Origin of the sequence: Clostridium aceticum (assembly GCF_001042715.1) — a bacterium.
Lineage (GTDB): Bacteria > Bacillota > Clostridia > Peptostreptococcales > Natronincolaceae > Andreesenella > Andreesenella acetica.
Window position 1 is genome coordinate 2759087 of the sequence record NZ_CP009687.1, and the last position, 24504, is coordinate 2783590.

Here is a 24504-nt window from a genome sequence, read left to right on the forward strand (position 1 = left end):
GGTTTCTTATTTTACAAGGAATTCTAGGCTTTTTATTTCCTTAACTGTGAAAAATGGGATTATAAATCCTTATAGCGGTCCCTTTGTTAAGACAACTATTTTAAAATTCTTAACTATACATATTTTTCTAGTTGAATATACTAGTTTCTGCCGTTGTCCTTTATCTTAGAAAAATAAAAAGATCCAATTGCGGATAAAAGGATATAGCTTGTTATACAGCCTTTTTAAATCCATAATAGACTTAGTAGGATGTTTGATAATCGTACGCAAGGTGATTCCTGATGCAATACAAGTCGCCAATAGACTTCATTTATATCAGGAAAAGCAATAACTCCGTCCCTTCTTTCAGGTTTATACTTTCACTTCTAATTCTCACTGCCCAGTCCAACAGCAAACTTTTATTCATAAGTTCTCCCCCCTCCTAACTCATTAAGGAAAACCTGCTAATTTTCATTAGCAGGTCTTTGGGTTAAAGGTAAGTTATCTCGAAAAAATGCAACACAGTTGGTTTGTTTTCTACTATTTCCATCCCTAGTTTGAACTTCTATTTTTTCAACAGTATACTCATTTCCAGATACGGTACTATCATGTATTTACTATGTATTTAATACCTTAATAAGACAATTTACTATTTTTTTATGATTAAATAATCTCCACTGCTGAGTTCTACAATATCAGCCAAAAATGTTTCTGCAATTGTATCAGATATTTTAACTAATTCTTCTTTATCTTTAACTAATAATGCCAAGGGATCGCCACCTAAATATCGACTTTTATCAGTTGTCACATAAGCTAAAATACCTTTAATTTGTCCTTCATTTTTGCCCATTAGCTTTCCCCTCCTTTTCTATGTTTAATAATTGAGGATTCTTTTTCACCGTTTCTAATAAAGGTGTTAGTACAATTGTTTCTTCTAATAGATCAAAATTTTTGATAACGGGAACTAATACAATAATAAGTTTACCGCTATTTATATCTTGAACACTATATATTTTTCTCTGTCCCATCCTACGCGTTACTTCAAATAGTACAGCTTGTCGTTGTCCTTTGTTTAGAAGAGGAATTTGGTAGTGATCATGTTTCGGATGGATGATAGCGGCAAGTCCATCCTCTAAAAACCACTTTTTTGCTTCCTCTCTACCCATTACATGGGACACAAACATATCATCAACATATAAATCTGAGCCCTTAATTTCAATTTTGCCTTTAGTTACAGTAGCAATATCTTTTATAGTTTGTCGTCTCGTAAATGATTTAAGTATGTAATATAAGATAAGTCCTGTCAAAGAGCCACATATAACTTCTATCCACCATGAAACATCCCCGAAGCTTTGAAGTAGCTGGATCGTTAGTCCTGTAGTAAAGGCAACCAACAATGCTATATAGTTACGTGCTTCAAATATTTTTGAAATTCCATCAATATAGGCTTCGCCACGCTTTGCATACTCCTCACCTTCAAGATCTAAAAGACTCTCTCTTTCTATTTTTCGAACATCTCGAAAATGTTGGATTCCTAAGGCTAGAAAGGTAACAGCTGTGAATTCCTTTGCAACTAATGCTGGTACGATAAATGCCCCTATTGCAGCCGCAAGTCCTCCTGTTACTATATGAATTAAATAGCCATTTGGATAGTTTGGGTACTGCCTGTGGTCCAATTTAATTGATGCTATCCGAGTTAATGCTCCAATAAGCGTGGCTGTTATAATAAGAGTTAACATTTCAGCTGAAATAACGTCATTGTTGTTTGGCATTTTTAAAACTCCTAACTAGTTAATTTCGTCATAGCGATCATTCAAAAATTTTTGGAAAAGATAGTGCATGAAACTATCATAATTCTAATCTTAGAGACTACATTAATATAATTAGTTAAATAAAAAATTTTTATGCAAAGAGTTATACCTTACAATGATATGGTGATTTTGAGCATTGCAAGGAATAAATTAAGTTTTCAAAAGTAATAATAAGGAGTGTATTTCAAGATATACAATATTTTACTAAAGGCGGATGAATTTCATGAGTTTGAGCATTGGGAAAAGTGTTTTTCGGAAAGAATCTCTTGAAAAAGTAACGGGTGCAGCTAAATATACAGATGATTATTCAAGTAAAGATATGTTGCATATCAAGCTAGTAGTAAGTCCCTATGCACATGCCAAAGTAATAAGCATCGACTCCACCAAGGCACTGGAAGTATCAGGTATACGAGGAATTATTGTTGGCCAGCCCTTTCCACTCACAGGAGAAGAAATTCAAGATCGACCTCCAATTGCCTATGATAAGGTACGGTATCATGGGGAGCCGGTAGCTGCTGTAGTAGCAGATACTACCCTCCAGGCAAAACGAGCCGCCGAACTAGTGGAAGTTATATATGAACAATTGCCAGTTGTGAATTCTCCAAAGGATGCCCTCCTTCCAAATGCTACATTAGTCCATGAAAATTTAGCAATATACGAAAAAATAGAGCATGTTTATCCTGAGGCCAATACGAATATTGCAGATCGCACCAAAATTCGGAAGGGGTGTGTGGAAGAAGGTTGGAAATTTAGCGATGTAACTGTAGAGGCTGATTTCTCCTTTTCTCAATCTGATCATATAGCTATGGAAACAAGATGTGTTATAGCAGAAATTCGTCCAGATGGTTATGTTGTCTTTACATCTGCTACTCAGTCTCCATATATGATAAAAAAATTAATGAAAGATTACTTTCAGCTTGAAGAAGGAAAAGTCATAGTCAACACCCCTTTAGTTGGCGGAGCATACGGTGGAAAAGTTCCCGTTCAGCTAGAATTGATTGCATATATGGCATCAGCTGCTGTTGGAGGCAGACCAGTGAAGTTATTGAACACACGAGAAGAAGACATGATTACATCACCAGTACATATCGGTCTGGATGCCCATATTAAACTGGGAGCAACAAAGGATGGACAATTAGCTGCAGCAGAAATTTTATATACCTTTGATACAGGCGCATATTCCGACAAAGGTGCAACAATAAGCAGAGCTGCAGCAGTCACTTCTACGGGTCCTTACCGCATTGATAACCTAAAATGCGATTCTTTATGTGTTTATACAAATCACCCATATGTAACTGCCTATAGAGGATTTGGACATTCAGAGCTCTTATTTGTTTTTGAAAGAGCCCTGGACATGCTGGCTAAAAAACTTAAAATGGATCCCATAGAACTTCGAATGAAAAATGCAATTTTACCAGGGCATACTACTCCAACACAAATTCATCTTAATGAAAGTACAGTTGGTAATTTGCCTAATTGCATTGAAACCTTGAAGCAGTTAATGCAATGGAACGAAGGTCAAATAATTCAAATAAATGATCGAAAGGTCCGTGCGAAAGGAATTAGTTGTATTTGGAAGACTTCAACAATTGATAGCGAAGCGAGTTCTGGAATTGTTTTAATGTTTAATAGGGATGGCAGCGTAAATATCGAATCTGGAGTTGTCGAGATAGGGATGGGTACTAAAACGGTACTTGCTCAATTATTAGCAGAAAAGCTAAAAATGGATATCAATAAAATACATGTCAAGATGGAAGTAAATACACAAATAATACCCGAGCATTGGAAAACCGTGGCTAGTAGAAGTACTCTGATGGCCGGTAGGGCACTATTGAAGGCAGCCGATGACGTAATTGTACAACTAAAGGATATTGCTTCACGGGTGCTAATGTGTTCACCTGATGACCTTGAGGTAGGAAATGAAATGGTATATGCGAAAGATGAACCTGATATTTTTATAAAAATAAAAGATATTTGTTATGGATATAAGTATCCACATGGATATGCAATTGGTGGTCAGGTAATTGGACGAGGCCAATATATGTTAAGACATTTAACACATCTTGATCGCGAGACTGGTATAGGACGCCCTGGTCCTGAGTATACAGTCGGTGCTCAAGGGGTTGAAATAGAGTTTGATACAAGAGATTATACTTATAAAATACTTAAAGCCTACTCTGTTATTGATGCAGGTAAGGTACTAAATATGAAATTAGCAGAGGGACAAGTGATGGGTGCTATGGAAATGGGTTTAAATTTGGGAAGCAGTGAAACCTTCATATTTAATGAAAGTGGAAAAGTGCTTAATCCTCGTCTTCGTACCTATACTCCTTTCAGGTATGGTGATCATCCAGAATATATTGTTAATTTTGTTGAAACACCTCATGTTGATAGTGCCTATGGAGCCCGTGGTCTTGGAGAGCATGGATTAATAGGTATGCCAGCAGCGCTAGCAAATGCCTTGTCAATAGCTTCAGGAGTAGAGTTAAATAAACTCCCTCTTACACCTGAATCGATTTGGATGCAGAAGATAGGAGTGAATAAAAATTGATTACATATGATTTCGAGTATTATAAGCCTTCGTCAATAGACGAAGCAACATCATTATTTCAGTCTTTAGATGAACAAGGCAAGGAGCCAGTCTTTTTTTCTGGGGGTACAGAAATCATTACTTTAGGAAGATCCAATAGAATCGAGACTGGCGCTGTCATTGATATTAAAGGGATTCCCGAATGTCTTGTGCTAACTAAAGAGGCAGGTAAAATTACTTTTGGTGCAGCACAAACACTAACTAAGGTTCGGGAAAAACAATATTTTCCCTTCTTAAGTAAGGCAATAGTAGAAATTGCTGACCATACAGCTAGAAATAAAATAACCCTAGGGGGAAATATATGTGCAAACATTATATATAGAGAAACAATTTTACCACTTTTGCTAACAGATAGCCAAATGGTAATCGCCAGCCCAACTGGTTTAAAACAAGTACCAATAAATCAGATATTTGATCAAACTCTAAAATTACAAAGAGGCGAACTACTGGTTCAAGTCATCACAGATGAGAAAGAGATTGAATTACCTTCTCTATGTATCAAAAAACGAAAACACTGGGATGTTGGTTATCCCCTAATAACGGTTGCTGCCCTGAAAAAAAATGAACATATCAAATTCGCCTTCAGCGGCTTATGTTCCTATCCCTTTCGTAATCAGAATATGGAACAAAGCCTAAATAATCAAGAATTATCTAATGAAGTGAAAATTGCAGAAGCAATGCAATATATACCAGCGCCTGTTTTGAATGATGTTCAAGGGTCCGAAGGTTATAGAATGTTTGTATTGAAGAATACATTACTAGATATTCTGGATACTATAGGGGGAATGGAAAATGTATAAATCAGAAATCACTTTAAATATAAACGGTGAAGAGCGTTCAGTCTATATACGCCACGCTGATACATTATTGTATGTTCTCCGGGAACAATTAGGTTTAACTGGAGCGAAGCCTGGTTGTTTAAATGGTGATTGTGGTGCCTGTACTATTGAAGTAGATGGTGAAGCGATGAAGTCATGCTTAATGCTTGCTATAGAAGCTGTTGGGAAAAAGATCACTACAGTGGAAGGGCTTCAAAATGTACCTATTAAAACGGCATTTATTAAAAAATTTGCCTTCCAATGTGGTTATTGTACCCCTGGATTTATTATGAATTCTCACTCATTAATTAAAAAATATCCAAATGCAGATGATGCCCAAATCAAAGATTGCTTAGAATCTAATATTTGCCGTTGTACTGGTTATAAGGAAATTGAAGATGCTGTAAAATCAGTACTGTCTAACGAATCCATAGAGTAAAGACTTTATCCCTTAATACTTCTTTGGGAAAGAGATATTACTAGCGGCACCTATTGGGAATACCTTAGGTGCCTTTTGGATTATGATTGGTTTTGTAGTTGTAGTGCTTGCTCTAGTTGTTGAAGAGCCTGTTGCAGCTGTTGGTGAACCAATTGAAATTGTTGTTTTTGAGCTGGTTGAGCACTATTTTGAGCTTGTTCTAGCTGTTGCGTAGCTTGTTGTAGTTGTTGTTGTGCCAGTTGAACAGCATAAGGGTTAGCTACTTGCGTTGCTTGTTGAATTGAGTTTAATGCCAGCTGAATTGTTTGCTGTGCCATTTCAGCTGCTTGTTGAGCCTGTTGATTTTGTTGCATTGCATGCATACCTCCTTCAGTAATGATTAATCCTGTAGTTATATGATGCCATTATAATTTTATAGTTATACAATTTATAAACACAGGAGCTCACCACCTAGTTCATTAAGTTTTTAGGCAAATCTTTTTAAACTGAGAAACGATAGCTTTTTTACAATAAAACCTATATTGCTCTCCCCCCTTGAACAAAAGGAATCCTCCCCTATTCACTCTCCTTTTTAAATCCTAGTACTACATCTTAATCTCTCATTAATAACCTTCATGCTAGTCATAATTCTCATTGATGTTACTTATGTTTCTTTAATGCATATATTTCTATTTGCTGTAATCTTTCTAATTCTTTTATGCCATAAATTCTATATTCAGCCTCTGTAACTTTACATGGTTTTAACAGACCTACTTTATGATAGTGATGTAATGTTTTCACCGTAGTTCCTGTTAATCCAGCAACTTCTTTCACTGTATACTCCATAAATACTTCCCTTCCTTAAATTGTATATTTTTCCCTACGGTAAACCTTCGGTAAGAGTCAAATTAATTAGAATAAAAATATTTTTGTACTATAATATAGATACGCAAGTTCAAACTTTAATTTTGATATACACGGTCTACGGTTTCGCCCCAAAACTGTGGGCTGCAAATGTAGCCCTTAGTATATCAAAATTAAGTCCTGATGTTGTTTATCTATATATAACTCTAAAAAAATCCTTCAAATTGTAGTGTAAGGGAAAACATTTTACTATTACATTGAAATTTTGTCAAGTGCAATATTTTAGCAGAATATTGCACTTGACAAAATTTCAATGTTAGTTTACTATATAGTCTGATATCAGACTATTAGGAGGGGTTGTTTTTATGAATTTTCACAAACAATTAATGGAGTTCTATGCTATCTCCAATGAGATAGATGCTTTTTTCACTCAACTGGCAATACAAAGCGGACTTTCCGTAAGTGCACATTGGACTTTATATTTTATCCGTCAATCCCAAAATGGATGCACACAAAAAAGTATCTGTAAACAATGGTCTATGAGTAAGCAAACCGTTAATTCAGCACTAAAAGTGCTGAATAAAAAAGGAATGATTACTTTACATCCTTCCGAGAAAGACAGACGTAGTAAACAGATTCACTTAACACCAGAAGGAGAAGCTTTTGCAAAAAAACATTTGGATGTTATCTTTGCAGCAGAGGAAAAAACCTTTATGGAACTGAGCGAATCGTCACGGACTGCTTTGATTCAAGGTTCCAAAGATTACCTCAATGGGTTACAAAAAAATTTAGCAGACATTTTACAAAAACAACAATCCGAAGAAACAAAGGGGGACTTATGAAAATTCAATTATCAGATCATTTTAACTATCGACACTTATTAAGATTCACAATACCTTCCATTGTAATGATGATCTTCACTTCCATTTACAGCGTAGTAGATGGATTATTTGTATCCAATGTTGTAGGCAGTAACGCACTATCCTCTATCAATATCATTATGCCCCTGGTTATGTCCATCGGTGCTTTTGGTTTTATGCTTGGTACCGGAGGCAGTGCCGTTATTTCAACGTCTCTAGGTGAAGGAAAAATAGATGAAGCAAAGCAGTATTTTACCACCTTGGTTCTTGCCATTATTGCTTGCGGTATCGTTTTATCAGCGATATGCGTTGTACTGATTCGCCCAATTTCGTATTTACTTGGTGCAAGCGATTTATTAATTGAAGATTGTGTGACCTATGGTTCCATTCTAATATTGGGCAGCGTTTTCTTTATGCTTCAAACTTCTTTTCAAACCTTTTTTATTGTAGCAGAAAAACCTAAACTCGGTCTTTTATTGACTGTGGTTTCAGGTATTACTAATATTTTCTTGGATTTTTTATTTATATATGTATTCAAGTGGGGAATTGCAGGCGCAGCCTGGGCAACAGTTAGCGGCTATATTATCGGGGGTGTGACTCCTATTGCTTATTTTTTTGTACATAAAAATCGTATACTGTATTTTACCAAAACCAAACTATATCCTAGAATGCTTCTTAAAAGCTGCTTGAATGGTTCTTCAGAGATGGTAACAAACATATCCATGTCCTTTGTTACGGTACTTTACAACCTGCAAATGATGAAGCTTATCGGAGAATCTGGCGTAGCGGCGTATTCTGCTATTATGTATGTAAGTTTTGTTTTTGTAGCAATTTTTATAGGATTTTCCATTGGTACAGCACCGATTATCAGTTTCCATTATGGTGCTGGCAATAAGGAGGAGTTGAAAAATCTGCTTCAAAAAAGCATTGTTATTGTTTCCGTTGTATCATTCGTCATGGTGATTCTAGCACAGTTATTTTCAAGTTTCATCGCATCCTCCTTTTCCGGAGGTGACACTGCACTTGCCGCTTTTACGAATAAAGGTTTCCGGCTATATTCACTATCATTTTTCTTTACTGGCGTTGGTATATTCGGGTCAGCTTTTTTTACTGCTCTATGCAACGGAGCAGTTTCTGCAACCTTATCTTTTCTAAGAACACTTTTACTGCCTACGGTGATTATCCTTACCTTGCCATTAATTATAGGAATTAATGGGGTTTGGCTGACTGTTGTGCTGGCAGATGGGATTGCCTTTTTTATTACACTTGGGTTTATTCTAAAGAAAAGAAAGCAGTATGGATATATTTGACCATAAATCAGCCGCCATACTCAATGCAGAAAATACTTTTATTTTAAATCGTTTTTCTAAAAGAAACCTTTTGAATATATCTTAATCATATACCCAACTTTTAATATAACAAGTTTCCTTTTCATACTGAAGGTTGGGTAGTATATGTAATCTAATTGTTGCACTCAGTCTCATTTGCTTCCTGATGAATGCTGATCATTATCTAATTGCTACCCTCACGTAGCAGCATACATATGATAATATCAAGTCTCCATCTACAAAATCTCATTGAGGTTTTGGGTCAAATATACTGGTTCTTCCGACTGCTTGCACAGCTCGTAAATCTGATTGTAGTTTTTTCGAATTTCCTCAGAAGCTTTATATTCATCAGCCTTTCATTCTCTCAATCTTCACCAAGACCTCGCAGTACCTGGGGTTGATAGAGAGATGAATATCTCATCTCTCTATAATCAGGTTAAAAACAATAATAAAGCAGTTTCTTGTATAACAAATTATTCAACGAACTACTCCCACTTGAAGAATCGTATTGAAAAGAATATGCATACTGTTGCAAGTAAACTCATCACAAGTATAGGAAACCATGTATTTGCAACCGGAATTCCTAACGATGTAGATTTCAAAAGTTTGATCCCTTGAGTTAGAGGCATAAAATCAGCTACTCTTTGAAGTGGAACCGGCATAATCTCATAGGGTAGAGTTGCTCCGGAAAAAACAAGCATAGGAAAGTATAAAACGCTTGCTAAAACACTTGCTGTCTTAATATTCGAAGCTACACCTCCCACTAAAACGCCAATGCTAAACATAGATATCAATACCAAAATGTAAGCGCTAAAAAATTTGATCCATGACCCTTCCATTTGGTAACCAAAGAATATCGATGCAGACCCATAAATTAAGGCCAATGAAACCATTGAATAGATTGTATATACCAGTACTTGTACAGCAAGTATAAGTGTTGGACTAGTTGGGGTTACTTTAAATCTTTTCAGTATTTTTTTATGCCTATAATCCGCTATTACTAATGGTAGTCCCATAACCCCACCAGCTGCAATGGCAATTGTTGACACGGCACCAAAAGACTGTTCTAAAAATGTGTACTGGGCTCCATCAAATGCAGGTCTATCTCCGTAAATGATACCCAGAATAACCATTATTACTACTGGCATACAAATAGCAAAAATAATCATATCCATTCCACGTACAGATAACTTTAATTCTGTCTTAAACATCGTTTTAAATGCTTTCATTTTCTAAATCCTCCTCATCAGTATACCAAAGATATGCATCCTCAAACTTCTCATAAGGACTCGATTCAATTGCTTCCTTTGCTGTTCCCATAAAAATAATTTTTCCTTTTTTCAAAATACATATTTTGTCACACAAGGTCTCTATCTCATCCATAAAATGAGAGGTTAAAAATATAGTTAAGCCTTTAGCTTTCAAATCAGAAAGTCCTTTCCATACATCACGCCTTGCTCTTGCATCTAGGCCCGTTGTAAGCTCATCTAAAAACACTACTTCAGGGGCAGGAAGTAGGGCAAGTACAATAAATAATCGTTGCTTTTGGCCACCTGAAAGCTCACTAACTTGACTTTTGACTTTATCTAAAAGTCCAAATTTACCTAATAAATCCATATACTCTGAAGTAGTCTTATAAAGTGATTGAGTAACTTTACAAAGTTCTTCTACAGTTATCTTATCTTGATAGTTTGCTTCTTGAAATTGAACACCTACTTTCTCAAATAGCTTTTTACGATGCCTTTGAGGTTCCATCCCTAAAACAGATACAGCTCCACTGTCATACTTCTTCGTACCTAAGATACATTCAATCGTTGTACTTTTTCCTGCTCCGTTTGCACCTAACAATCCGAAAACCTCACCACGATAAACAGTAATATTTATCTTTTCTACTGCTTTAACATCATGATAAGATTTTGTTAAATTTTCCACCTTAATAGTTACTTCCATGTCCATCACTCCTCCTTTTTTTATCCTACTCCAAAATATTAACACCAGAAACAAGTCTGGTGTTAAAGTGTAGGGTTATCTAAAATCTTTTTTAAAGATATAAAGTTGTGCTAATATAGTTTTCATGTTTTTTTCAGCAATTCTCAATGACGTTAATAGATTGTCACAGGCAGAAACAATATCTTCATCATCTTGAGGTGTATCTATCACCATTTTTAAATTTGTTTTAGGATCCCTAGATAGTGCACTTAACATACGCAAAATTGCCGTAAGAGAATAGTTAGCACAACGAAGCGAACGTATAATTTTCAGTCGTTTGGCATCTTTCTCTGTATATATCCGGTATCCATTTTTCTTACGCTTAATTCTCAAAAGACCATTTAATTCCCAGTTTCTTAAAGTATCTATTGTAATCTGTAGATAGTCAGCTGCTTCCTTTCTTGTTAGACATAAATTGGCTGTTTCATCTCCAATAACTGTGTCTGACAACATTTCCTTTACAATTTCAATGGCTTCTTCAGCATTTATCTGCTCCTTTCTGACTTGCTGCAAATAATCTTCAGCAAGGCAAATAGCTTCATCAAATTTCTTTTTCGCTGATAATTTAATAATTTCTACTGCCTTTTTACGTAGGCCATTCTGTAACACCTCTACTTCGAAAGCGATTCGTGCCAGTTTGAATTGCTCTATATGAAAATCTGTAAAAACTCTATACCCATTTTTTTTGCGTTCTGTTTTTGGTATAAGCTCATATGCTTCATAAAGTCTAACTGTATTAGGATGTATTCCTATTATTTGTGCAATATCTGAAGTTTTATATGTTTTCATCTATCCATGTCACCTCCTAATATCTTGTAATTATACCATTCAATAAAAGTCTGGTGTTATAGTGGAATGTTTTAACTTAAATATTTGCTTTTGTTAGACGCACAGCTACAAATTCTTTTTTAGTTTTCACTTACCTCTAGCGTTTGTTTCGCCATCTGTTCATATTCTTCCAAGCCAGATGTGATAGCAAATTCTGCAATATCAACTGGGTATGCAGCAACCAATTCTATGATATGCTCTTTCATCTTTGGCCTCCAAACCTTTTTTTCAATTTCTTGCCTTTCATGGGCTAATAGTTCCATATAATGTGTCTCTTTTGATTCAAAAAAACATAAAAACTACTCTTTGCTATCGACTTTGTTTTTATATTGGCAAGATCTTATTATCCTGTCAATCAAAATAATTAATCACCAAATACTTCTAGTTATGCGTAAAAGCACGCTCCTTAAAATAAAATTTCCCCCAAACATATTAGTCCGAGGGAACACATAAATCCTTCTAAATTTGCTCTATCTTCACATATCTCGAGTTGATGGCATTGATGTCATAGGGTGATTTTTGTACCCTCCATATGTGGGAACATATCCATGCAACTATTAACATGATCTTTTTTCCACATGCGTTTTGATAGCAAGTTTATTTTTAAAATAAAAAAGGAAATGAAGCATTTCATTAAACGTTTTTCCGCCATCCCCTCTTGTTTAATTTCCCTTTACTTTAATCTTGCTTTGTACAACCATAACAGCAATTCCTATTTTAATATTATTTCTTTTAGTCCCCTCCATTTTTTCGTCCTTTCAAATCTCTATAAAGATTCACATCTCTACTTTGCTAACTCTGCGGGGCCTCCCTTTGATATTCATATTTTGTAATTCTTGAAAAACTAATTCCCCTTTATTATTTAATATTTCAACAAAGGTAGATACATCAAGAATATCAATGATCCCTATATCTTCTGCTGTCATACCATTGATGCTGCAAAGAGTGCCAACAATATCTACTGGTCGCATCTTCGTTTTCTTACCTGCATTTATATGTAATTTCATAATTTCTTTACTTAGAAGTTCACCTTTTTCCTTTTTCACTTCTGGTCTAGTATTGATTTTTTTATGAAATTCCTGTTTATAGCTATCTATAGTTTCTTTCCCCGGTCTTTTTTCAAGAGGAATTTCTTGCCCAATATATCGCTGTATATCTTCTAAAAATTTATTTTCATATTTTGTTACAAAAGTAATTGCTTTGCCTTCTCGATCTATACGTCCAGTTCTACCTACCCTATGAACATAGCTTTCTCTGTCTTGAGGTATATCATAATTAATTACAAGAGTAATATTATCTATGTCTATTCCCCTAGCAGCAACATCTGTTGCTACCAGATACCTAAAATAACCTTGCTTGAAATCCTTCATCACCCTTAATCTATCCTGTTGTTCCATTCCACCATGAATCTTCTTGCAAGTATACCGTAGATTTGATAGTTTGTCATAAACATCATCTACTTTTTGCTTTGTATTACAAAATATGATACAACTATCAGGGTTTTCTACTATTGTTATCTCTTCTAGAAGGTTTATCTTCTCTTCTTCTTCTATGTTATATCTTACTTGGCAGATTCTATCTATCGTTGAGCTTTCTTCTATTTCAACATGGATAGGATTTTTGATATATTTTTTGCATAGATCTTCTATATCCTTTGGCATGGTAGCAGATAGCAACATTGTCACACGATCTCTTGGTATATTGCTAATTATCGTTTCTAAGTCCTCTATAAACCCCATATTAAGCATTTCATCAGCTTCATCTATTACAAGGTATTTAATTTTTGATGTATCAAAGGTTTTTCTTTCGATGTGATCTATAATACGACCAGGGGTGCCAACCACCACATGACTTTTTTGTTTAAGTTCCTTTTGTTGAAGGTGAAAAGGAGACTTCCCGTAAATCGCAGGTACTTTTACCCTTTTAAACCTACCTATATTAAAAACATCTTCTTTAACTTGAACTGCAAGCTCTCGTGTTGGCACAATCACTAATGCTTGAGGTTTATTTTCATCCCAATCTAGCAATTCACAAATTGGTATGGCAAAAGATGCAGTCTTTCCACTTCCCGTTTGGGATTTCACGATTATATCTTTGTTCTCTAATAAAACTGGTATAACTTCTTCTTGGACTCTAGTAGGTTTCTTAAAACCTAACATACTAATAGCCTTTAGCAACTCACTACTTAATTTATAATTACTAAAACTTGATTTCGTCATCTGATCAACTCTTTCTTATGAGGGTTTTATTTTTATATTATCCATTATATAACTACATTATTTTCTCTTTGTTAGTATATCTCAGTTTCCAGTTCAGCCTTTAACCATTTCTACTGTTGATTGTATCATTTCTACACTCCAGTTTTTACTTACAGTAAATTCGCCTGAAAGCCCACGGTTTCAATCGTGGGATGAAAGGCGTTTCTTTTAATCTTCTTGTTGCAGTTTCAGTTTAAAACTGATACTATAAATATATGGGACAAGATTATAGAAGAACACAAACAACAGTATCTTTAATAAACTATCATTTTGTTTTCTGTCCAAGGTACAGACGTAAAGTTCTAGTTGGAGAAGTTGAAATAAAATTTAAACAGCTTCTCAATGAGATTTGTAAAGACATTGAAATAGAAATTTTGGCAATAGAATGTGATAAAGACCACTGCCATCTTTTTGTCAATGCACTTCCTCATTTAAGTCCAGCAGACATAATGGCAAAAGTGAAAGGAGTGACTTCTCGATTATTAAGGCAGGAATTTAAACATCTGCGACATTTGCCAAGTCTTTGGACAAGAAGCTATTTTGTATCTACCGCAGGAAATGTATCAAGTGAAACTATAAAACGATATGTTGAAGAACAAAAAACAAGGGGGTGAAACAATGCAGATAACAGTAAAATTTAATATTATTTTGACAAAAGAACAAGTACAACTAATAGAATCTATATCAAAAGAATATATCCATACTGTTAATAGCCTTGTTTCATCTACGCTCCAATCAGAAGAAAGAGTAAAGCTATCATCTAAAGATGTTTTTGCAAATATGCCAAGTGCAGTGAAAAATCAATCTATTAGAGATGCCAAAAGTATCTGTACTAAGTACAAGAAAGCTATCAAGGCTAATTCCAAACTGCCTACTGATAAACAAAAAGTAATCAATGTAGCTACCCTTAAAAAACCTGTCTGTATATGGAATAATCAAAATTATTCACTTAAAGACGGTATTCTTAGTTTTCCCGTTATTATAGATGGGAAATCGCAGCGTATTCAAACTAGAACTATCATGACAGACTATCAGCTAAAACAACTAGAAGGTCATTTGGGAGCATTGCGTATAACTAAGAAAAGCAATAAATATATCGCTCAAATAAGTGTTGAAAAAGTATCTCATATAGTTAAAGGTGATGTTGTAATGGGTGTTGACTTAGGCCTAAAAGTTCCTGCTGTAGCTGTAACCGATTCAGGAAAAACGTTTTTTTTTGGAAACGGTAGGCAAAATAAATACGTCAAACGTAAATATAAAGCGAAACGTAAAAAACTTGGAAAAGCCAAGAAGCTTAAAGTCATTAAAAAGCTTGATGATAAAGAACAACGTTGGATGACAGACCAAGACCACAAAGTAAGTAGAGAAATAATTAATTTTGCAGTAAATAATAATGTTTCTGATATTCGGCTTGAAAAATTAACGAATATCAGAAACACGGCAAGAACAAGCCGTAAAAACGAAAAAAATCTACATACATGGTCATTCTATCGTCTAGCTCAATTCATAGAGTATAAGGCACTATTGAAGGGGATAAAGGTTGAATATGTTGATCCTAAATACACTTCTCAAATATGCCCTGAATGTAAGAAACTAAATAAAGCAAGAGATAGAAAATATAAATGCTCCTGTGGTTTTAAAACACATAGGGATAGAGTAGGTGCTATAAATATAATTAATGCACCTGTAGTAGATGGTAAAAGTCTACTAGCCTAGGGTACTATATGTACTGCTCTAGGAGGGGTAATGGCATACCCTAAGCTTGAGGTCATACTCCGATAGCAGAAATGTACTTCGGTTTAATCACTCAAGAATCCCACTGCTTTAGCTGTGGGAGTGTCAAATCTCTCTAGTTTTTGTCGTTCCTAAAATAGCCATTGCTTCTTTGTATTTGGGATGAATCTTGCCCACCAATCTCCAAAAGGAGCGGTCATGATTCATGTGTATTAGGTGACAAAGTTCATGTATAACAACATAGTCAATGACATTGAGAGGAAATAGAATCAGTTTCCAATGGAAAGTCAAGTGCCTATTTGAGCTACAACTTCCCCATTTAGTTTGATGATTTTCTATGGAGAAGGATTTGTATTTTACTTTAAAATGTGGTTGATATAATTTTAATCTTTCTTCAATTAATTTTTTGCAAGCTTTTATATAAAAGCTCTCAAGTGCATTGGTAATATTAATTTCTCCTTCTTGTGGACTAATACATATAAAAACTTTGCCATCCCATTGTATAGTCAGCTTTTTTATTGACGAATCCACTTTTGTATATAAAGGATAAGACTTTCCTAAATAATAACAATTAATTTCAGATTGTTGTTCCATATCTACGACTCCTTCCAACACAACACAAAGGGACGGTTCTAGCGTGCTATAACTTTCTTATTACACCAAAACTAACTCCAGTTAATCTTTCTATTTGTCTTATTGATAGTCCCCTGCTCTTTAATTCTTTGATTACTTTATCTCTCATTTCTTTTTCAATACTTTGAACTTGTATTGTGTTTTCTACTCTAGCTACTTCTATTATAATTTTTGTTGCTTCTGTATCATCTATTTTAACTCGTTCTTCATACTCAAAGCATTTATCGTTATTCTCTTCCATATTGAATTTTTTAAATAATTCTATAGCTTTTTTCTCATCCTTTCCAAAAATACTTAATATAAACTTTGTATCACATATGACATTCTTAGTTAAATACTCATTATAACTGCTCCATGGATATTTTCTTATATCATTTTCAATACCTGCTTTAATTGGATTCTGATGTATATACCTAAGTACTGTCAAAAAGTATTTATCATTTTCAACTGCCTCACTTTTATATCTATCTTGAAATAAATGACCACTTCTTTTGTGCTTCCAGTTATACCAGTGTACATACCTTACGCCTATTCTCTTAAATACTATTCCTAAATCCTCTATCCCTTCTCTAATCAATAGATGTATGTGATTACTCATAAGACAATAAGCGTATATATCATATCCACATATTTCTTTATATTTCTTAATTGTTTCAATGAATTTTTGATAGTCTTCATTATCTTCAAATATTGTTTGTCCGTTTATTCCTCTAAGCATCACATGATATATTCCTATACTACTTTTTTCCCTTGCTCTTCTTGGCATAGGCAATCACCTCTAGTTAAGTTTAACACAGACCAGAGGTGCTATCAACACAAGAGAACACAACAGAACCGTCCCTTAGTGTCACTTAGTGTCATAGATTTTCTATCGCCTACCTTTTTCAATACCAATCTCCACGAGGCACTTGTAAAACATGGATATAATCAAGCTCAAGATTTTTTTGCAAATTATGATTTTTCTTACATAATACTATTATTTTAGTGCTTTTAAATTTCGCTATTACCCTTTTTGAGTGGCAAGATAATAATGTTCTTCCCTTACTTGGGAGTAGCAGTAATTCCATCACCAATGTAATCTTTATCACCAGTTTTTGTAGCTTGATGCGATTTTCCATTTGTTTCTAATAAGTTGGCGACCAAGATGGAACCAATGATTATTAACCCTCCTAATATTCCTCGAAAGCTCATTGTTTCTCTAAGAACAATGAATGAGCATATTGCAGTTAAAATCGGTTGTGTACATTGAAGCATTGAAACCGTATTGGAGGAGAGGTATACTAATGCCGAATTTTGTAATACATATGCAAGACAAGTGCATGTCAACGCTAAATAAACAATTACTCCCCAGGCCGCTGGTGAGATATTTGGCACTATATTAAAATCATCAAACACCAATGCACAAATAATGCTCATAAATGCTGTAACACCTGCCTGCGTAGCTGAAATAGTAATAGCATCAAGCGATTCCAACGATTTTTTGCCAAATACCAATGAGCCCGATAGTGCTAGAGCTGTAATTAGAGCAAAAACATCGCCTTTATTTAACGTGAATCCTCCTTCATTACTGCAAAGTAAATACAATCCGATTATTACAATTATTTGTAGAGGCAAATATCTGAAGTCATATTTCTGGCGAAGAATAACGATGCCAAGCAGCGGTGTAAAAATGACCGGTAAAGACATTAGAAACCCAACGTTGGTAGCAGATGTCCAATTCAATGCCAAATTACAGGTTATATAGGCAAGAGCCATACATAAGCTTGCTGGAAAATATTGTGAGAACTTAGCTGTTTTCAGTTGGGCGATTACACTTTTTCCAAAAAAAACAAAGAAGATAAATAGTGCTATGGAAAATCTAAAGGTAAGCAACCAAAATGGTGTGATACTTTCATAGGCTACCTTTGTCAAGGGATTTCCAACACCATAGACCACACTTTGAAGCATTATGTAAGATACATATTTAATTTTACTCGGTTTAATTTTTCCCATATAAGCATTTATACCCCCTTAACTTATGTATTTAGATAACTGAAGAGGATACCAACAATCCTCATAACATCTTCTTCACATTTATTATATCATTTTATCAATGAAGTAAGATATACTCACAGAATTAATTATTAGCACACTCCTATTTCTATGCAACCTGCAATTTTACAGACAAATGAAGGCTGATTTGAAAGATCCGAGAGTTGTTAATTATATGTCCGAGTGACAGGGGACGATTCTATGTCACAATATAGTGATAAAAGGACTTCTCCAATTAAGAAGTCCTTTTAAAATTCTAATTAAATCTTCTCTATTAACGCAACACACTTAACATGGCCGGTAGGTTCATCTCGATGTCTTGAGTGAATTTTCTTATATATCCGTCATAGGGAGTATGTCCACAGTTATTTTTGAGATATTTTCCGTTGGTGGTAATATATCCACGGTACTATTATAGTTTTCATCCGTTCTCGGAAACAAGTCAATAAGCGGACCCAACCTGAAAACGGTATTGAATTTTTTAAATAGCTCTATAGCTCTAATTACATAACCCCTACCATGCTCTTTATTTTTTCCTGATTTCTTTTGACAGGCTTCATCTATCTCATGTTGCAAAACTAAACATAGAGGTTCATTTCCTGCCATAAATCACAAAATTTTCTAACAACTTTATTTAACGCAAATAGTCATATCATAAAATCCATATAACCTAAAACCCAAACCTTGAACCTATTAACCGTCTTACACCGTATTTAACAATTTATATTCAACAATACATAACATTTAATATATCGTCTCTGTTAAGGATAATTAGTCTAAAAGAATAACTGCAAATTATTATAATTATTGATCTTACTGGTAAATAAATTTTTTGAATTATTAAACATAGTCTTTATATGTTTCTGTTTATAATGTAAAATAGTGATAATATCTAACTATTCCAAGAGGAGATGAATGGCAAATGGATAAAAAGAATGTAGTAATTATAGGGGCAGCAGGAAGAGATTTTCATAATTTCAATACATATTATAGAAATAATGACAATTATAGAGTAGTGGCATTTACTGCAGCCCAAATACCAGATATAGATAATCGTAAATATCCAGCAGAGTTAGCTGGTAATTTATACCCAGAAGGAATTCCTATATATCCTGAAGAAAAATTATCAGAAATAATAAAGGATTTAAATGTAGATGAGTGCGTTTTTGCGTACAGTGATGTAAATTATTCGACTGTAATGGGTATAAGTGCAATCGTTAATGCAGCTGGTGCAGATTTCAAACTTTTAGGACCAAATAATACTATGATAAAAAGCAATAAACCTGTAATTTCTGTATGTGCAGTTAGAACTGGATCAGGGAAAAGTCAGACATCTAGAAAGGTTATAGAGCTACTTATGGCCCAAAACCTAAAGGTTGTTGCAGTTAGACATCCTATGCCATATGGCGATCTTTCAGAACAAAAAGTTCAAAGGTTTGCTTCGTTAGAAGATTTAAAGAAACATAAGTGTACTGTCGAGGAAATGGAAGAATATGAACCGCATATTACTCGAGGAAACATTATATATGCTGGTGTAGATTATGAAGCCATTTTAAAACAAGCTGAGCTAGATCTCGATGGTTGCGATGTAATTTTATGGGATGGTGGGAACAATGACTTTTCTTTCTACAAGCCAGATCTTGCCATAACAGTCCTAGACCCTCATCGGCCTGGCCATGAATTGAGTTACTATCCTGGAGAAGTTAATCTAAGAGCTGCGGATGTAGCAATCATTAATAAAATAGATAGTGCTAGTAAGGAAGCAGTAGAAAAAGTTGAGTCAAACATTAAAAAAGTTAACCCAAATGCCTTAATTATAAAGGCTGAATCAAAAATTACCGTGGATAATCCAGATATTATAAAAGGAAAGAGAGTTTTAGTTGTAGAGGATGGTCCTACTTTAACCCATGGAGAAATGAAAATAGGTGCTGGTGTAGTTGCAGCCCAACGTCTAGGGGCAGCAGAACTTGTCGATCCCCGCCCTTACACAGTAGGTAAATTAACTGATACATTTAAAATCTATAAAGATATTGGTGCTCTTTTACCTGCAATGGGCTATGGTGAACAACAATTAAAAGACCTAGAAGAGACAATAAATAATACGGATTGTGATTCTGTAATAATAGGGACGCCGATTGATTTAACAAGAATAATTAACATTAATAAACCTACTACAAGAGTACATTACGATTTAGATGAAGTGGGCAGCACAAACCTTACAGAAGTATTAAATGATTTTATTAAAACACATAAATTATAACTCTTTTATCTAATAAGATATATTCTTTTGGATATATCTTACTCCTGACAAGTTAGAATGCAAATGTAAATAAAAGAAATCCTAAATTCAAAAAGGATTTCTTTTATTTTTGTCGAATAAAGTAAGAATAATACTTATTCGTATCCACCTACGACATCCGACGCATAAAGGCACAATTAGATAAAGTAGGTTTTTGCTTCATCTATTTCTGTTCTTCTTTGTTAATGTTACTCAATTAGCTCACCCCACTATTTAAAATATTACTCCTCATACTCTGCCGTTCCGTGCCGTATACAACCAAACATATAACAGCTTCCCATTACTTGAGGATGGAAGTCTATCAAAGGACGATGACCTTCTCTAACCTTCTGGAATAAAGCCTTATATTGTTCTATATCCTGGACATAATCTTTTATGTGCTCTAGCTGCTCCTCATGGGTATAATAATCATCTTTCAGGATTTCCTCCATTAACTTCTGGGTATCCAAGATTACCTTTTTAAGCAATGCTTCTGCCTCCTGCAAATTTCCACACTGTAATAAAGAATACTGATATTGGCTAATCCATCTAGGGGAAATTCCATAGAACATCTTAGGCCCCTGTGCAGCATGAAACATCTCATTTGCCTTAGCGTAGCTATGGACTTCATAGTAGATTTCAGCTATTTCTAGAAAACCAATATCTAAATGAATTGGATTTTTTCCTGCTTCTAAATAACGCTTTACGTATAACTTTAATTTCTCTGCTACTTCTTCAGCCTCTTTTATATTTCCTAGCTGAGCCAAGGAAACACCGTAGCTAAGGACAGAATTAAGATATTCATCCCAAACGTCATAGTTAAGGATTGAATCTAGATAATCATCCTTCATCCTATTTTCAAATTCCCATGCTTTTTGAAAACAAACTGCTGCTTCTTTGATTTTCTCTTGCTTATACAAAGCAACCCCTAAATTATTTAAAAGTGAAGAACTTTCTTCAATACCAATAGCCTTTTTAAAAGTCTCTTCCGCCTTTTGGTAAAGCTCCAAATCTAAATAGGCTTCCCCCAACAGTCCATAGGGAAATTTTGAGCTGGGATTCAGCTTTATAGCCTTTCCCAATAATTCTACAGCTCTTTGATGGTCATCGTACTCAATTTGATAGAAATATGCAAGATTATTTAATGTCTGAACATTAGGGTTGATGGCTACAGCTCTTTGAAACATCTGTAGGGCCAGATCTATATCGTTAATTTCTAATGCTATAATACCACACCAGTTGATTAGCTTTGTGTCTTTAGGATTTCTTTTTACCTTTTTCTTAAGCTTATAAACCAACCTCTTTCCTATTTTCCTATGCATCTGCCAATCATCAGGATGCTTTTTTACTCTTCTCTCAAATTTTCTTATATAGGCCTCTAATTTCATGGAACCCCTACTTTTCCCTATTTTTTATATGCTTTATCAATGGATAGCCAAACGGTATCATTATCAAAAGTAGTTTCTATTTTTGTCAATCCATCCTCGGTCTGGTACATTATAATTTGCACACCTTTCTTTTATTATACACCTTTCATCAAAACACTCCCAGTATTATACAAAAATAGGCTAAGTTTACGTGCCATTTTATCGACCCAGACTTAGCCTCTAATAATATAATACTTCATTTAAACCCATTATTTATGTGATTTGATACAATCAGTTATATTATACCAAAATGCTTCAATGCATCTTTGATTGCTTCCACCTTTTCAAGTATTGGTTGTTTTTTCGAATTTTTCAACTCATCTACTGCATTAGGTACCTCATGCCTGGGTAACCCCAAATTTCTTTTTACTTCTGCAATATAAGCCGTATGCACCTTGAAGCCATACTTGCTTTCTATATACTCTTGTATCATCTTCTCGGTAACTCTTTCGCGTACTCTTTAAAATTCTGTTTGTTCAACAATTTTGCCCACAGGAATTTTCCCTTCACACTCGCTAAACTCCACATTTACGTTGGTATATGTGTCTGCTTTTTTGTAGGAACGAAGTACACCCGTCTCAACATGGGTTTTGATAGGATGATGATAAAATTTCGTATGAAAATAATGAGTTCCCCCCCAGGGTAGTTCCCCAAAGACGGAGTACTAGCTTCTTCCAAATTATATACGTAACATCTATAATTACTACTCTTTCAAATCCATAGATTGAAAGAATTGCTCGGCTAATTAAATCTATTTAGTTTCTAATATTCCATTATTTCATAATTACTTCATTTAGAAAATCCACCATTATTTGAACAAATTCTTTAGGCTTTTCAAAATGAATATCATGACCAGATTTTATTGTTATCATCTTACTACCTTTAATAAGATTTCGAACCCGTTCTGCATCCTCATCACTATTGGCAGCGTATAGCACTCCATCCTTTCCATACATAGTCTCTGCCTTAATATACATGGTGGGGACATCAATTCTTGATAATGTTTCTTCTTGATCAAGGCCCTCAAACCACTCACCTGTATAAAAGGTCTCTGTAAATTCCAAATCAAATTCATCCAGATATAGAGTTCCATGAATCCACTTATATGGCACATACCGTAGCTTTAGTGGTTCACCTGGATTCTTTTCTCTATATTTTCTAGCACTGTTTGCAAGCAGTATCCTTAAATCTCCGAATAATCCCCACATATAACTGTTTTCCAGATAGTATACTACAAAGTCATCTACTTCTGATTGATTTAAAAAACCATGGGCAACCTCCATATTTTCATACCATACGAAGGTATTTTGCATTTCCTCTGGCTCAACGCTAAAAAATGGCGGATCCTCTAAAACAAGTCCCAACACAAGTTCTGATGCATTTGCTGCAACCCAGGCTGCTAAGATACCACCGGAAGAATGACCCGATATCACAACTGCTTCTCCAATGACATTTTCAATAAACCATATAAAATCCTTCCCCATGGCTACCCCTGTGTACTTTGTGGAATCATGACTGGATTTTCCATGTCCATGACAATCAATTGCGTACACGTGATAATATTTAGCAAGGTCAGGTAAAACCCTAGCGTAATCCTCCCACTTCATCGACTGGCCGTGTATCAAGAAAAGAGGAGGTCCATTATCTGGCCCTTCTACATAATTTAAAACTGTTCCATCATCTAACTTGATCTGCTTCTCCTCAAAGCCTGCCTCATAAGTTTTTAGCAGTGGCTTTTTATCATAGTTCATATTGGTATATGCATAAATACTAATAGCAATTATGGTAATCGCAACAATGACGGCTATACATATAAAAAATATCTTCAACATACTAAATCACCTCTCCCCTTTTCTCTTTTGATTCACGCCTTTATGGATATTACATCTTATTATTACTTTTGCCTCTTAATTGTTATTTGGATGCTTTCAATCACATTCCTCTTCTTCCTTAATTTCCTGTGCCTTTACTATTTCTTGCGCAAAATGAAGAAAAACATCATTTTACATAATTGCCAAACCACCCTGTGCCTCATCTCCCAAAACTAGTAGGCTATCACCTGCTGCGATTTTGCATATTTCCCTAGCCTTTTTAGGAATAACAATTTGTCCACATTCTCCAACCTTTACTAATCCAAATATATGTTTTCCCTTGGGTTGAGGTCCATTTACACCTTTTTCTTCCTTGTAATTTACTAAATCATCCAATGTCACCCCATATAACTCTGCTAATGCAATTACTTATATCAGATATTGTTTCTCTATTTTCCCATTTTGCAACAGCTTGTCTAGAAACCCCTATTTTATCAGCAATCTCCTCCTGAGTATATCTGTAAAACTTACGTAAGTTTTTTAGATTCATATTAATCATACGTTTCACACCCTTCTTAATTATTATACCTAACTCAACTTGATTATCTACCAATTAAATAATTTTGAGTAAATATAGTCACATAACTTGAAGTTTATAGCAAGTATTTTCTACTGAGATAGTTGTCCCCCAAAATTAATTTTCTTTATTATATCAAATAAAAATCCCTATAAAGTGGACTTTTAATACTGTCTACTCTATAGGGTACATTTTAACTCGTCTAGGGGAACATATACACATTATGAATTTTTATATAAAATCTTCTAAACTTCCGATTTCAACCTATTC

Annotated in this window: 25 protein-coding genes and 1 pseudogene; 8 read left to right on the forward strand and 18 right to left on the reverse strand. The window is 34.6% G+C overall.

All coding sequences use genetic code 11. The features are described 5' to 3' along the window. Window positions 1–628: 628 nt before the first annotated feature. Both CACET_RS12790 and CACET_RS12795 read right to left on the reverse strand, forming a co-directional pair. Window positions 629–829 carry a capping complex subunit for YIEGIA gene (locus CACET_RS12790; RefSeq protein ID WP_044824689.1) on the reverse strand — a complete coding sequence of 67 codons (201 nt, stop codon included), beginning with the start codon at window positions 827–829 and terminating at the stop codon, window positions 629–631. Next, entirely contained in the window at window positions 816–1751 is a 936-nt protein-coding gene (locus tag CACET_RS12795) for a YIEGIA family protein (RefSeq protein WP_044824688.1), read from the reverse strand. Before CACET_RS12795 ends, CACET_RS12790 begins: the two co-directional genes overlap by 14 nt. A 262-nt stretch (window positions 1752–2013) precedes the next feature. Here CACET_RS12795 and CACET_RS12800 point away from each other — a divergent pair, with 262 nt between their 5' ends. The 3 genes from CACET_RS12800 to CACET_RS12810 are packed head-to-tail and all read left to right on the forward strand — an operon-like array spanning window position 2014 to window position 5637. Next, window positions 2014–4341: a xanthine dehydrogenase family protein molybdopterin-binding subunit gene (locus CACET_RS12800; RefSeq protein ID WP_201774938.1), complete on the forward strand. Its 2328-nt coding sequence runs from the start codon at window positions 2014–2016 to the stop codon at window positions 4339–4341. Next, window positions 4338–5180, forward strand: coding sequence for an FAD binding domain-containing protein (locus CACET_RS12805; protein ID WP_044824687.1), 843 nt, complete (start codon window positions 4338–4340; stop codon window positions 5178–5180). Before CACET_RS12800 ends, CACET_RS12805 begins: the two co-directional genes overlap by 4 nt. After that, window positions 5173–5637 carry a (2Fe-2S)-binding protein gene (locus CACET_RS12810; RefSeq protein WP_044824686.1) on the forward strand — a complete coding sequence of 155 codons (465 nt, stop codon included), beginning with the start codon at window positions 5173–5175 and terminating at the stop codon, window positions 5635–5637. Before CACET_RS12805 ends, CACET_RS12810 begins: the two co-directional genes overlap by 8 nt. Window positions 5638–5717: 80 nt before the next feature. On the opposite strand, the gene CACET_RS12815 is transcribed toward CACET_RS12810, so the two are convergent. Both CACET_RS12815 and CACET_RS12820 read right to left on the reverse strand, forming a co-directional pair. Continuing rightward, complete coding sequence (locus CACET_RS12815; protein ID WP_242846921.1) at window positions 5718–5999, reverse strand: hypothetical protein; 282 nt, start codon at window positions 5997–5999, stop codon at window positions 5718–5720. A 277-nt stretch (window positions 6000–6276) separates the two neighbouring features. Next, window positions 6277–6462 carry a MerR family transcriptional regulator gene (locus tag CACET_RS12820; protein WP_044824684.1) on the reverse strand — a complete coding sequence of 62 codons (186 nt, stop codon included), beginning with the start codon at window positions 6460–6462 and terminating at the stop codon, window positions 6277–6279. A 383-nt stretch (window positions 6463–6845) separates the two neighbouring features. On the opposite strand from CACET_RS12820, the gene CACET_RS12825 reads away from it, so the two are divergent. Both CACET_RS12825 and CACET_RS12830 read left to right on the forward strand, forming a co-directional pair. Beyond that, complete coding sequence (locus tag CACET_RS12825) at window positions 6846–7322, forward strand: MarR family winged helix-turn-helix transcriptional regulator (RefSeq protein WP_044824683.1); 477 nt, start codon at window positions 6846–6848, stop codon at window positions 7320–7322. Continuing rightward, window positions 7319–8650, forward strand: coding sequence for an MATE family efflux transporter (locus CACET_RS12830; RefSeq protein ID WP_044824682.1), 1332 nt, complete (start codon window positions 7319–7321; stop codon window positions 8648–8650). The genes CACET_RS12825 and CACET_RS12830 overlap by 4 nt, the downstream gene beginning before the upstream one ends. 503 nt (window positions 8651–9153) lie before the next feature. Here CACET_RS12830 and CACET_RS12835 read toward each other — a convergent pair. The 5 genes from CACET_RS12835 to CACET_RS12855 all read right to left on the reverse strand — a co-directional run bounded on the left by CACET_RS12835 (window position 9154) and on the right by CACET_RS12855 (window position 13704). Further along, window positions 9154–9897, reverse strand: a complete 744-nt coding sequence (locus CACET_RS12835) for an ABC transporter permease (protein ID WP_044824681.1) — start codon at window positions 9895–9897, stop codon at window positions 9154–9156. Continuing rightward, complete coding sequence (locus CACET_RS12840; protein WP_044824680.1) at window positions 9884–10618, reverse strand: ABC transporter ATP-binding protein; 735 nt, start codon at window positions 10616–10618, stop codon at window positions 9884–9886. Before CACET_RS12840 ends, CACET_RS12835 begins: the two co-directional genes overlap by 14 nt. Window positions 10619–10693: 75 nt before the next feature. Then, window positions 10694–11446 (reverse strand): MerR family transcriptional regulator, encoded by a 753-nt coding sequence (locus tag CACET_RS12845; RefSeq protein ID WP_044824679.1) that lies wholly within the window; start codon window positions 11444–11446, stop codon window positions 10694–10696. A gap of 119 nt (window positions 11447–11565) precedes the next feature. Continuing rightward, entirely contained in the window at window positions 11566–11748 is a 183-nt protein-coding gene (locus tag CACET_RS12850) for a hypothetical protein (RefSeq protein ID WP_044824678.1), read from the reverse strand. Between the two features lie 513 nt (window positions 11749–12261). Further along, a complete protein-coding gene (locus CACET_RS12855) occupies window positions 12262–13704 on the reverse strand; it encodes a DEAD/DEAH box helicase (RefSeq protein ID WP_044824677.1) in 1443 nt (480 codons plus the stop codon). A gap of 254 nt (window positions 13705–13958) precedes the next feature. Here CACET_RS12855 and tnpA point away from each other — a divergent pair, with 254 nt between their 5' ends. Beyond that, window positions 13959–14357: an IS200/IS605 family transposase gene (gene tnpA, locus CACET_RS12860; protein WP_044826404.1), complete on the forward strand. Its 399-nt coding sequence runs from the start codon at window positions 13959–13961 to the stop codon at window positions 14355–14357. A gap of 4 nt (window positions 14358–14361) precedes the next feature. Continuing rightward, complete coding sequence (locus CACET_RS12865) at window positions 14362–15459, forward strand: RNA-guided endonuclease InsQ/TnpB family protein (RefSeq protein WP_201774978.1); 1098 nt, start codon at window positions 14362–14364, stop codon at window positions 15457–15459. A gap of 123 nt (window positions 15460–15582) precedes the next feature. Here the strand turns inward: CACET_RS12865 and CACET_RS12870 are convergent, their stop codons facing one another. The 4 genes from CACET_RS12870 to CACET_RS12885 all read right to left on the reverse strand — a co-directional run bounded on the left by CACET_RS12870 (window position 15583) and on the right by CACET_RS12885 (window position 18747). Further along, entirely contained in the window at window positions 15583–16071 is a 489-nt protein-coding gene (locus tag CACET_RS12870; RefSeq protein WP_052661595.1) for a M48 family metallopeptidase, read from the reverse strand. 46 nt (window positions 16072–16117) lie between these two features. Further along, the gene (locus CACET_RS12875) at window positions 16118–16876 is read right to left on the reverse strand and encodes a transposase (RefSeq protein WP_044826446.1); all 759 of its coding nucleotides are present in this window, start codon (window positions 16874–16876) and stop codon (window positions 16118–16120) included. A gap of 275 nt (window positions 16877–17151) precedes the next feature. Further along, on the reverse strand, window positions 17152–18102 hold the full coding sequence (locus CACET_RS12880; protein WP_044826445.1) for a DMT family transporter: 951 nt from the start codon (window positions 18100–18102) through the stop codon (window positions 17152–17154). A gap of 372 nt (window positions 18103–18474) precedes the next feature. Continuing rightward, on the reverse strand, window positions 18475–18747 hold the full coding sequence (locus CACET_RS12885) for a hypothetical protein (protein ID WP_044826444.1): 273 nt from the start codon (window positions 18745–18747) through the stop codon (window positions 18475–18477). Window positions 18748–19063: 316 nt separating this feature from the next. Between CACET_RS12885 and CACET_RS12890 the strand changes: the two genes are divergently transcribed. Then, window positions 19064–20401, forward strand: coding sequence for a cyclic 2,3-diphosphoglycerate synthase (locus CACET_RS12890; protein ID WP_044826443.1), 1338 nt, complete (start codon window positions 19064–19066; stop codon window positions 20399–20401). A 260-nt stretch (window positions 20402–20661) separates the two neighbouring features. Here the strand turns inward: CACET_RS12890 and CACET_RS19550 are convergent, their stop codons facing one another. The 5 genes and pseudogenes from CACET_RS19550 to CACET_RS21240 all read right to left on the reverse strand — a co-directional run bounded on the left by CACET_RS19550 (window position 20662) and on the right by CACET_RS21240 (window position 24216). Continuing rightward, window positions 20662–21807, reverse strand: coding sequence for a tetratricopeptide repeat protein (locus CACET_RS19550; protein ID WP_052661593.1), 1146 nt, complete (start codon window positions 21805–21807; stop codon window positions 20662–20664). A gap of 274 nt (window positions 21808–22081) precedes the next feature. After that, window positions 22082–22279, reverse strand: a complete 198-nt coding sequence (locus tag CACET_RS21230; RefSeq protein ID WP_044826442.1) for a hypothetical protein — start codon at window positions 22277–22279, stop codon at window positions 22082–22084. Window positions 22280–22619: 340 nt separating this feature from the next. Then, window positions 22620–23678: an alpha/beta fold hydrolase gene (locus tag CACET_RS12905; protein ID WP_044826441.1), complete on the reverse strand. Its 1059-nt coding sequence runs from the start codon at window positions 23676–23678 to the stop codon at window positions 22620–22622. Between the two features lie 189 nt (window positions 23679–23867). Further along, window positions 23868–24053, reverse strand: a pseudogene (locus CACET_RS21235) (AbrB/MazE/SpoVT family DNA-binding domain-containing protein); the annotation flags it as partial. Further along, window positions 24046–24216, reverse strand: a complete 171-nt coding sequence (locus CACET_RS21240; RefSeq protein ID WP_341410282.1) for a helix-turn-helix transcriptional regulator — start codon at window positions 24214–24216, stop codon at window positions 24046–24048. The pseudogene CACET_RS21235 and the gene CACET_RS21240, both read right to left, overlap by 8 nt. Window positions 24217–24504: the final 288 nt, after the last annotated feature.

Excerpts from the sequence above, each read along its gene's own strand:
- CACET_RS12790 (WP_044824689.1), bottom strand. The coding sequence starts at position 829 with ATGGGCAAAAATGAAGGACAAATTAAAGGTATTTTAGCTTATGTGACA.
- CACET_RS12795 (WP_044824688.1), bottom strand. The coding sequence starts at position 1,751 with ATGCCAAACAACAATGACGTTATTTCAGCTGAAATGTTAACTCTTATT.
- CACET_RS12800 (WP_201774938.1), top strand. The coding sequence starts at position 2,014 with ATGAGTTTGAGCATTGGGAAAAGTGTTTTTCGGAAAGAATCTCTTGAA.
- CACET_RS12810 (WP_044824686.1), top strand. The coding sequence starts at position 5,173 with ATGTATAAATCAGAAATCACTTTAAATATAAACGGTGAAGAGCGTTCA.
- CACET_RS12815 (WP_242846921.1), bottom strand. The coding sequence starts at position 5,999 with ATGCATGCAATGCAACAAAATCAACAGGCTCAACAAGCAGCTGAAATG.
- CACET_RS12820 (WP_044824684.1), bottom strand. The coding sequence starts at position 6,462 with ATGGAGTATACAGTGAAAGAAGTTGCTGGATTAACAGGAACTACGGTG.
- CACET_RS12825 (WP_044824683.1), top strand. The coding sequence starts at position 6,846 with ATGAATTTTCACAAACAATTAATGGAGTTCTATGCTATCTCCAATGAG.
- CACET_RS12830 (WP_044824682.1), top strand. The coding sequence starts at position 7,319 with ATGAAAATTCAATTATCAGATCATTTTAACTATCGACACTTATTAAGA.
- CACET_RS12835 (WP_044824681.1), bottom strand. The coding sequence starts at position 9,897 with ATGAAAGCATTTAAAACGATGTTTAAGACAGAATTAAAGTTATCTGTA.
- CACET_RS12840 (WP_044824680.1), bottom strand. The coding sequence starts at position 10,618 with ATGGAAGTAACTATTAAGGTGGAAAATTTAACAAAATCTTATCATGAT.
- CACET_RS12845 (WP_044824679.1), bottom strand. The coding sequence starts at position 11,446 with ATGAAAACATATAAAACTTCAGATATTGCACAAATAATAGGAATACAT.
- CACET_RS12850 (WP_044824678.1), bottom strand. The coding sequence starts at position 11,748 with ATGGAACTATTAGCCCATGAAAGGCAAGAAATTGAAAAAAAGGTTTGG.
- CACET_RS12855 (WP_044824677.1), bottom strand. The coding sequence starts at position 13,704 with ATGACGAAATCAAGTTTTAGTAATTATAAATTAAGTAGTGAGTTGCTA.
- tnpA (WP_044826404.1), top strand. The coding sequence starts at position 13,959 with ATGGGACAAGATTATAGAAGAACACAAACAACAGTATCTTTAATAAAC.
- CACET_RS12865 (WP_201774978.1), top strand. The coding sequence starts at position 14,362 with ATGCAGATAACAGTAAAATTTAATATTATTTTGACAAAAGAACAAGTA.
- CACET_RS12870 (WP_052661595.1), bottom strand. The coding sequence starts at position 16,071 with ATGGAACAACAATCTGAAATTAATTGTTATTATTTAGGAAAGTCTTAT.
- CACET_RS12875 (WP_044826446.1), bottom strand. The coding sequence starts at position 16,876 with ATGCCAAGAAGAGCAAGGGAAAAAAGTAGTATAGGAATATATCATGTG.
- CACET_RS12880 (WP_044826445.1), bottom strand. The coding sequence starts at position 18,102 with ATGGGAAAAATTAAACCGAGTAAAATTAAATATGTATCTTACATAATG.
- CACET_RS12885 (WP_044826444.1), bottom strand. The coding sequence starts at position 18,747 with ATGGCAGGAAATGAACCTCTATGTTTAGTTTTGCAACATGAGATAGAT.
- CACET_RS12890 (WP_044826443.1), top strand. The coding sequence starts at position 19,064 with ATGGATAAAAAGAATGTAGTAATTATAGGGGCAGCAGGAAGAGATTTT.
- CACET_RS19550 (WP_052661593.1), bottom strand. The coding sequence starts at position 21,807 with ATGAAATTAGAGGCCTATATAAGAAAATTTGAGAGAAGAGTAAAAAAG.
- CACET_RS21230 (WP_044826442.1), bottom strand. The coding sequence starts at position 22,279 with ATGATACAAGAGTATATAGAAAGCAAGTATGGCTTCAAGGTGCATACG.
- CACET_RS12905 (WP_044826441.1), bottom strand. The coding sequence starts at position 23,678 with ATGTTGAAGATATTTTTTATATGTATAGCCGTCATTGTTGCGATTACC.
- CACET_RS21240 (WP_341410282.1), bottom strand. The coding sequence starts at position 24,216 with ATGATTAATATGAATCTAAAAAACTTACGTAAGTTTTACAGATATACT.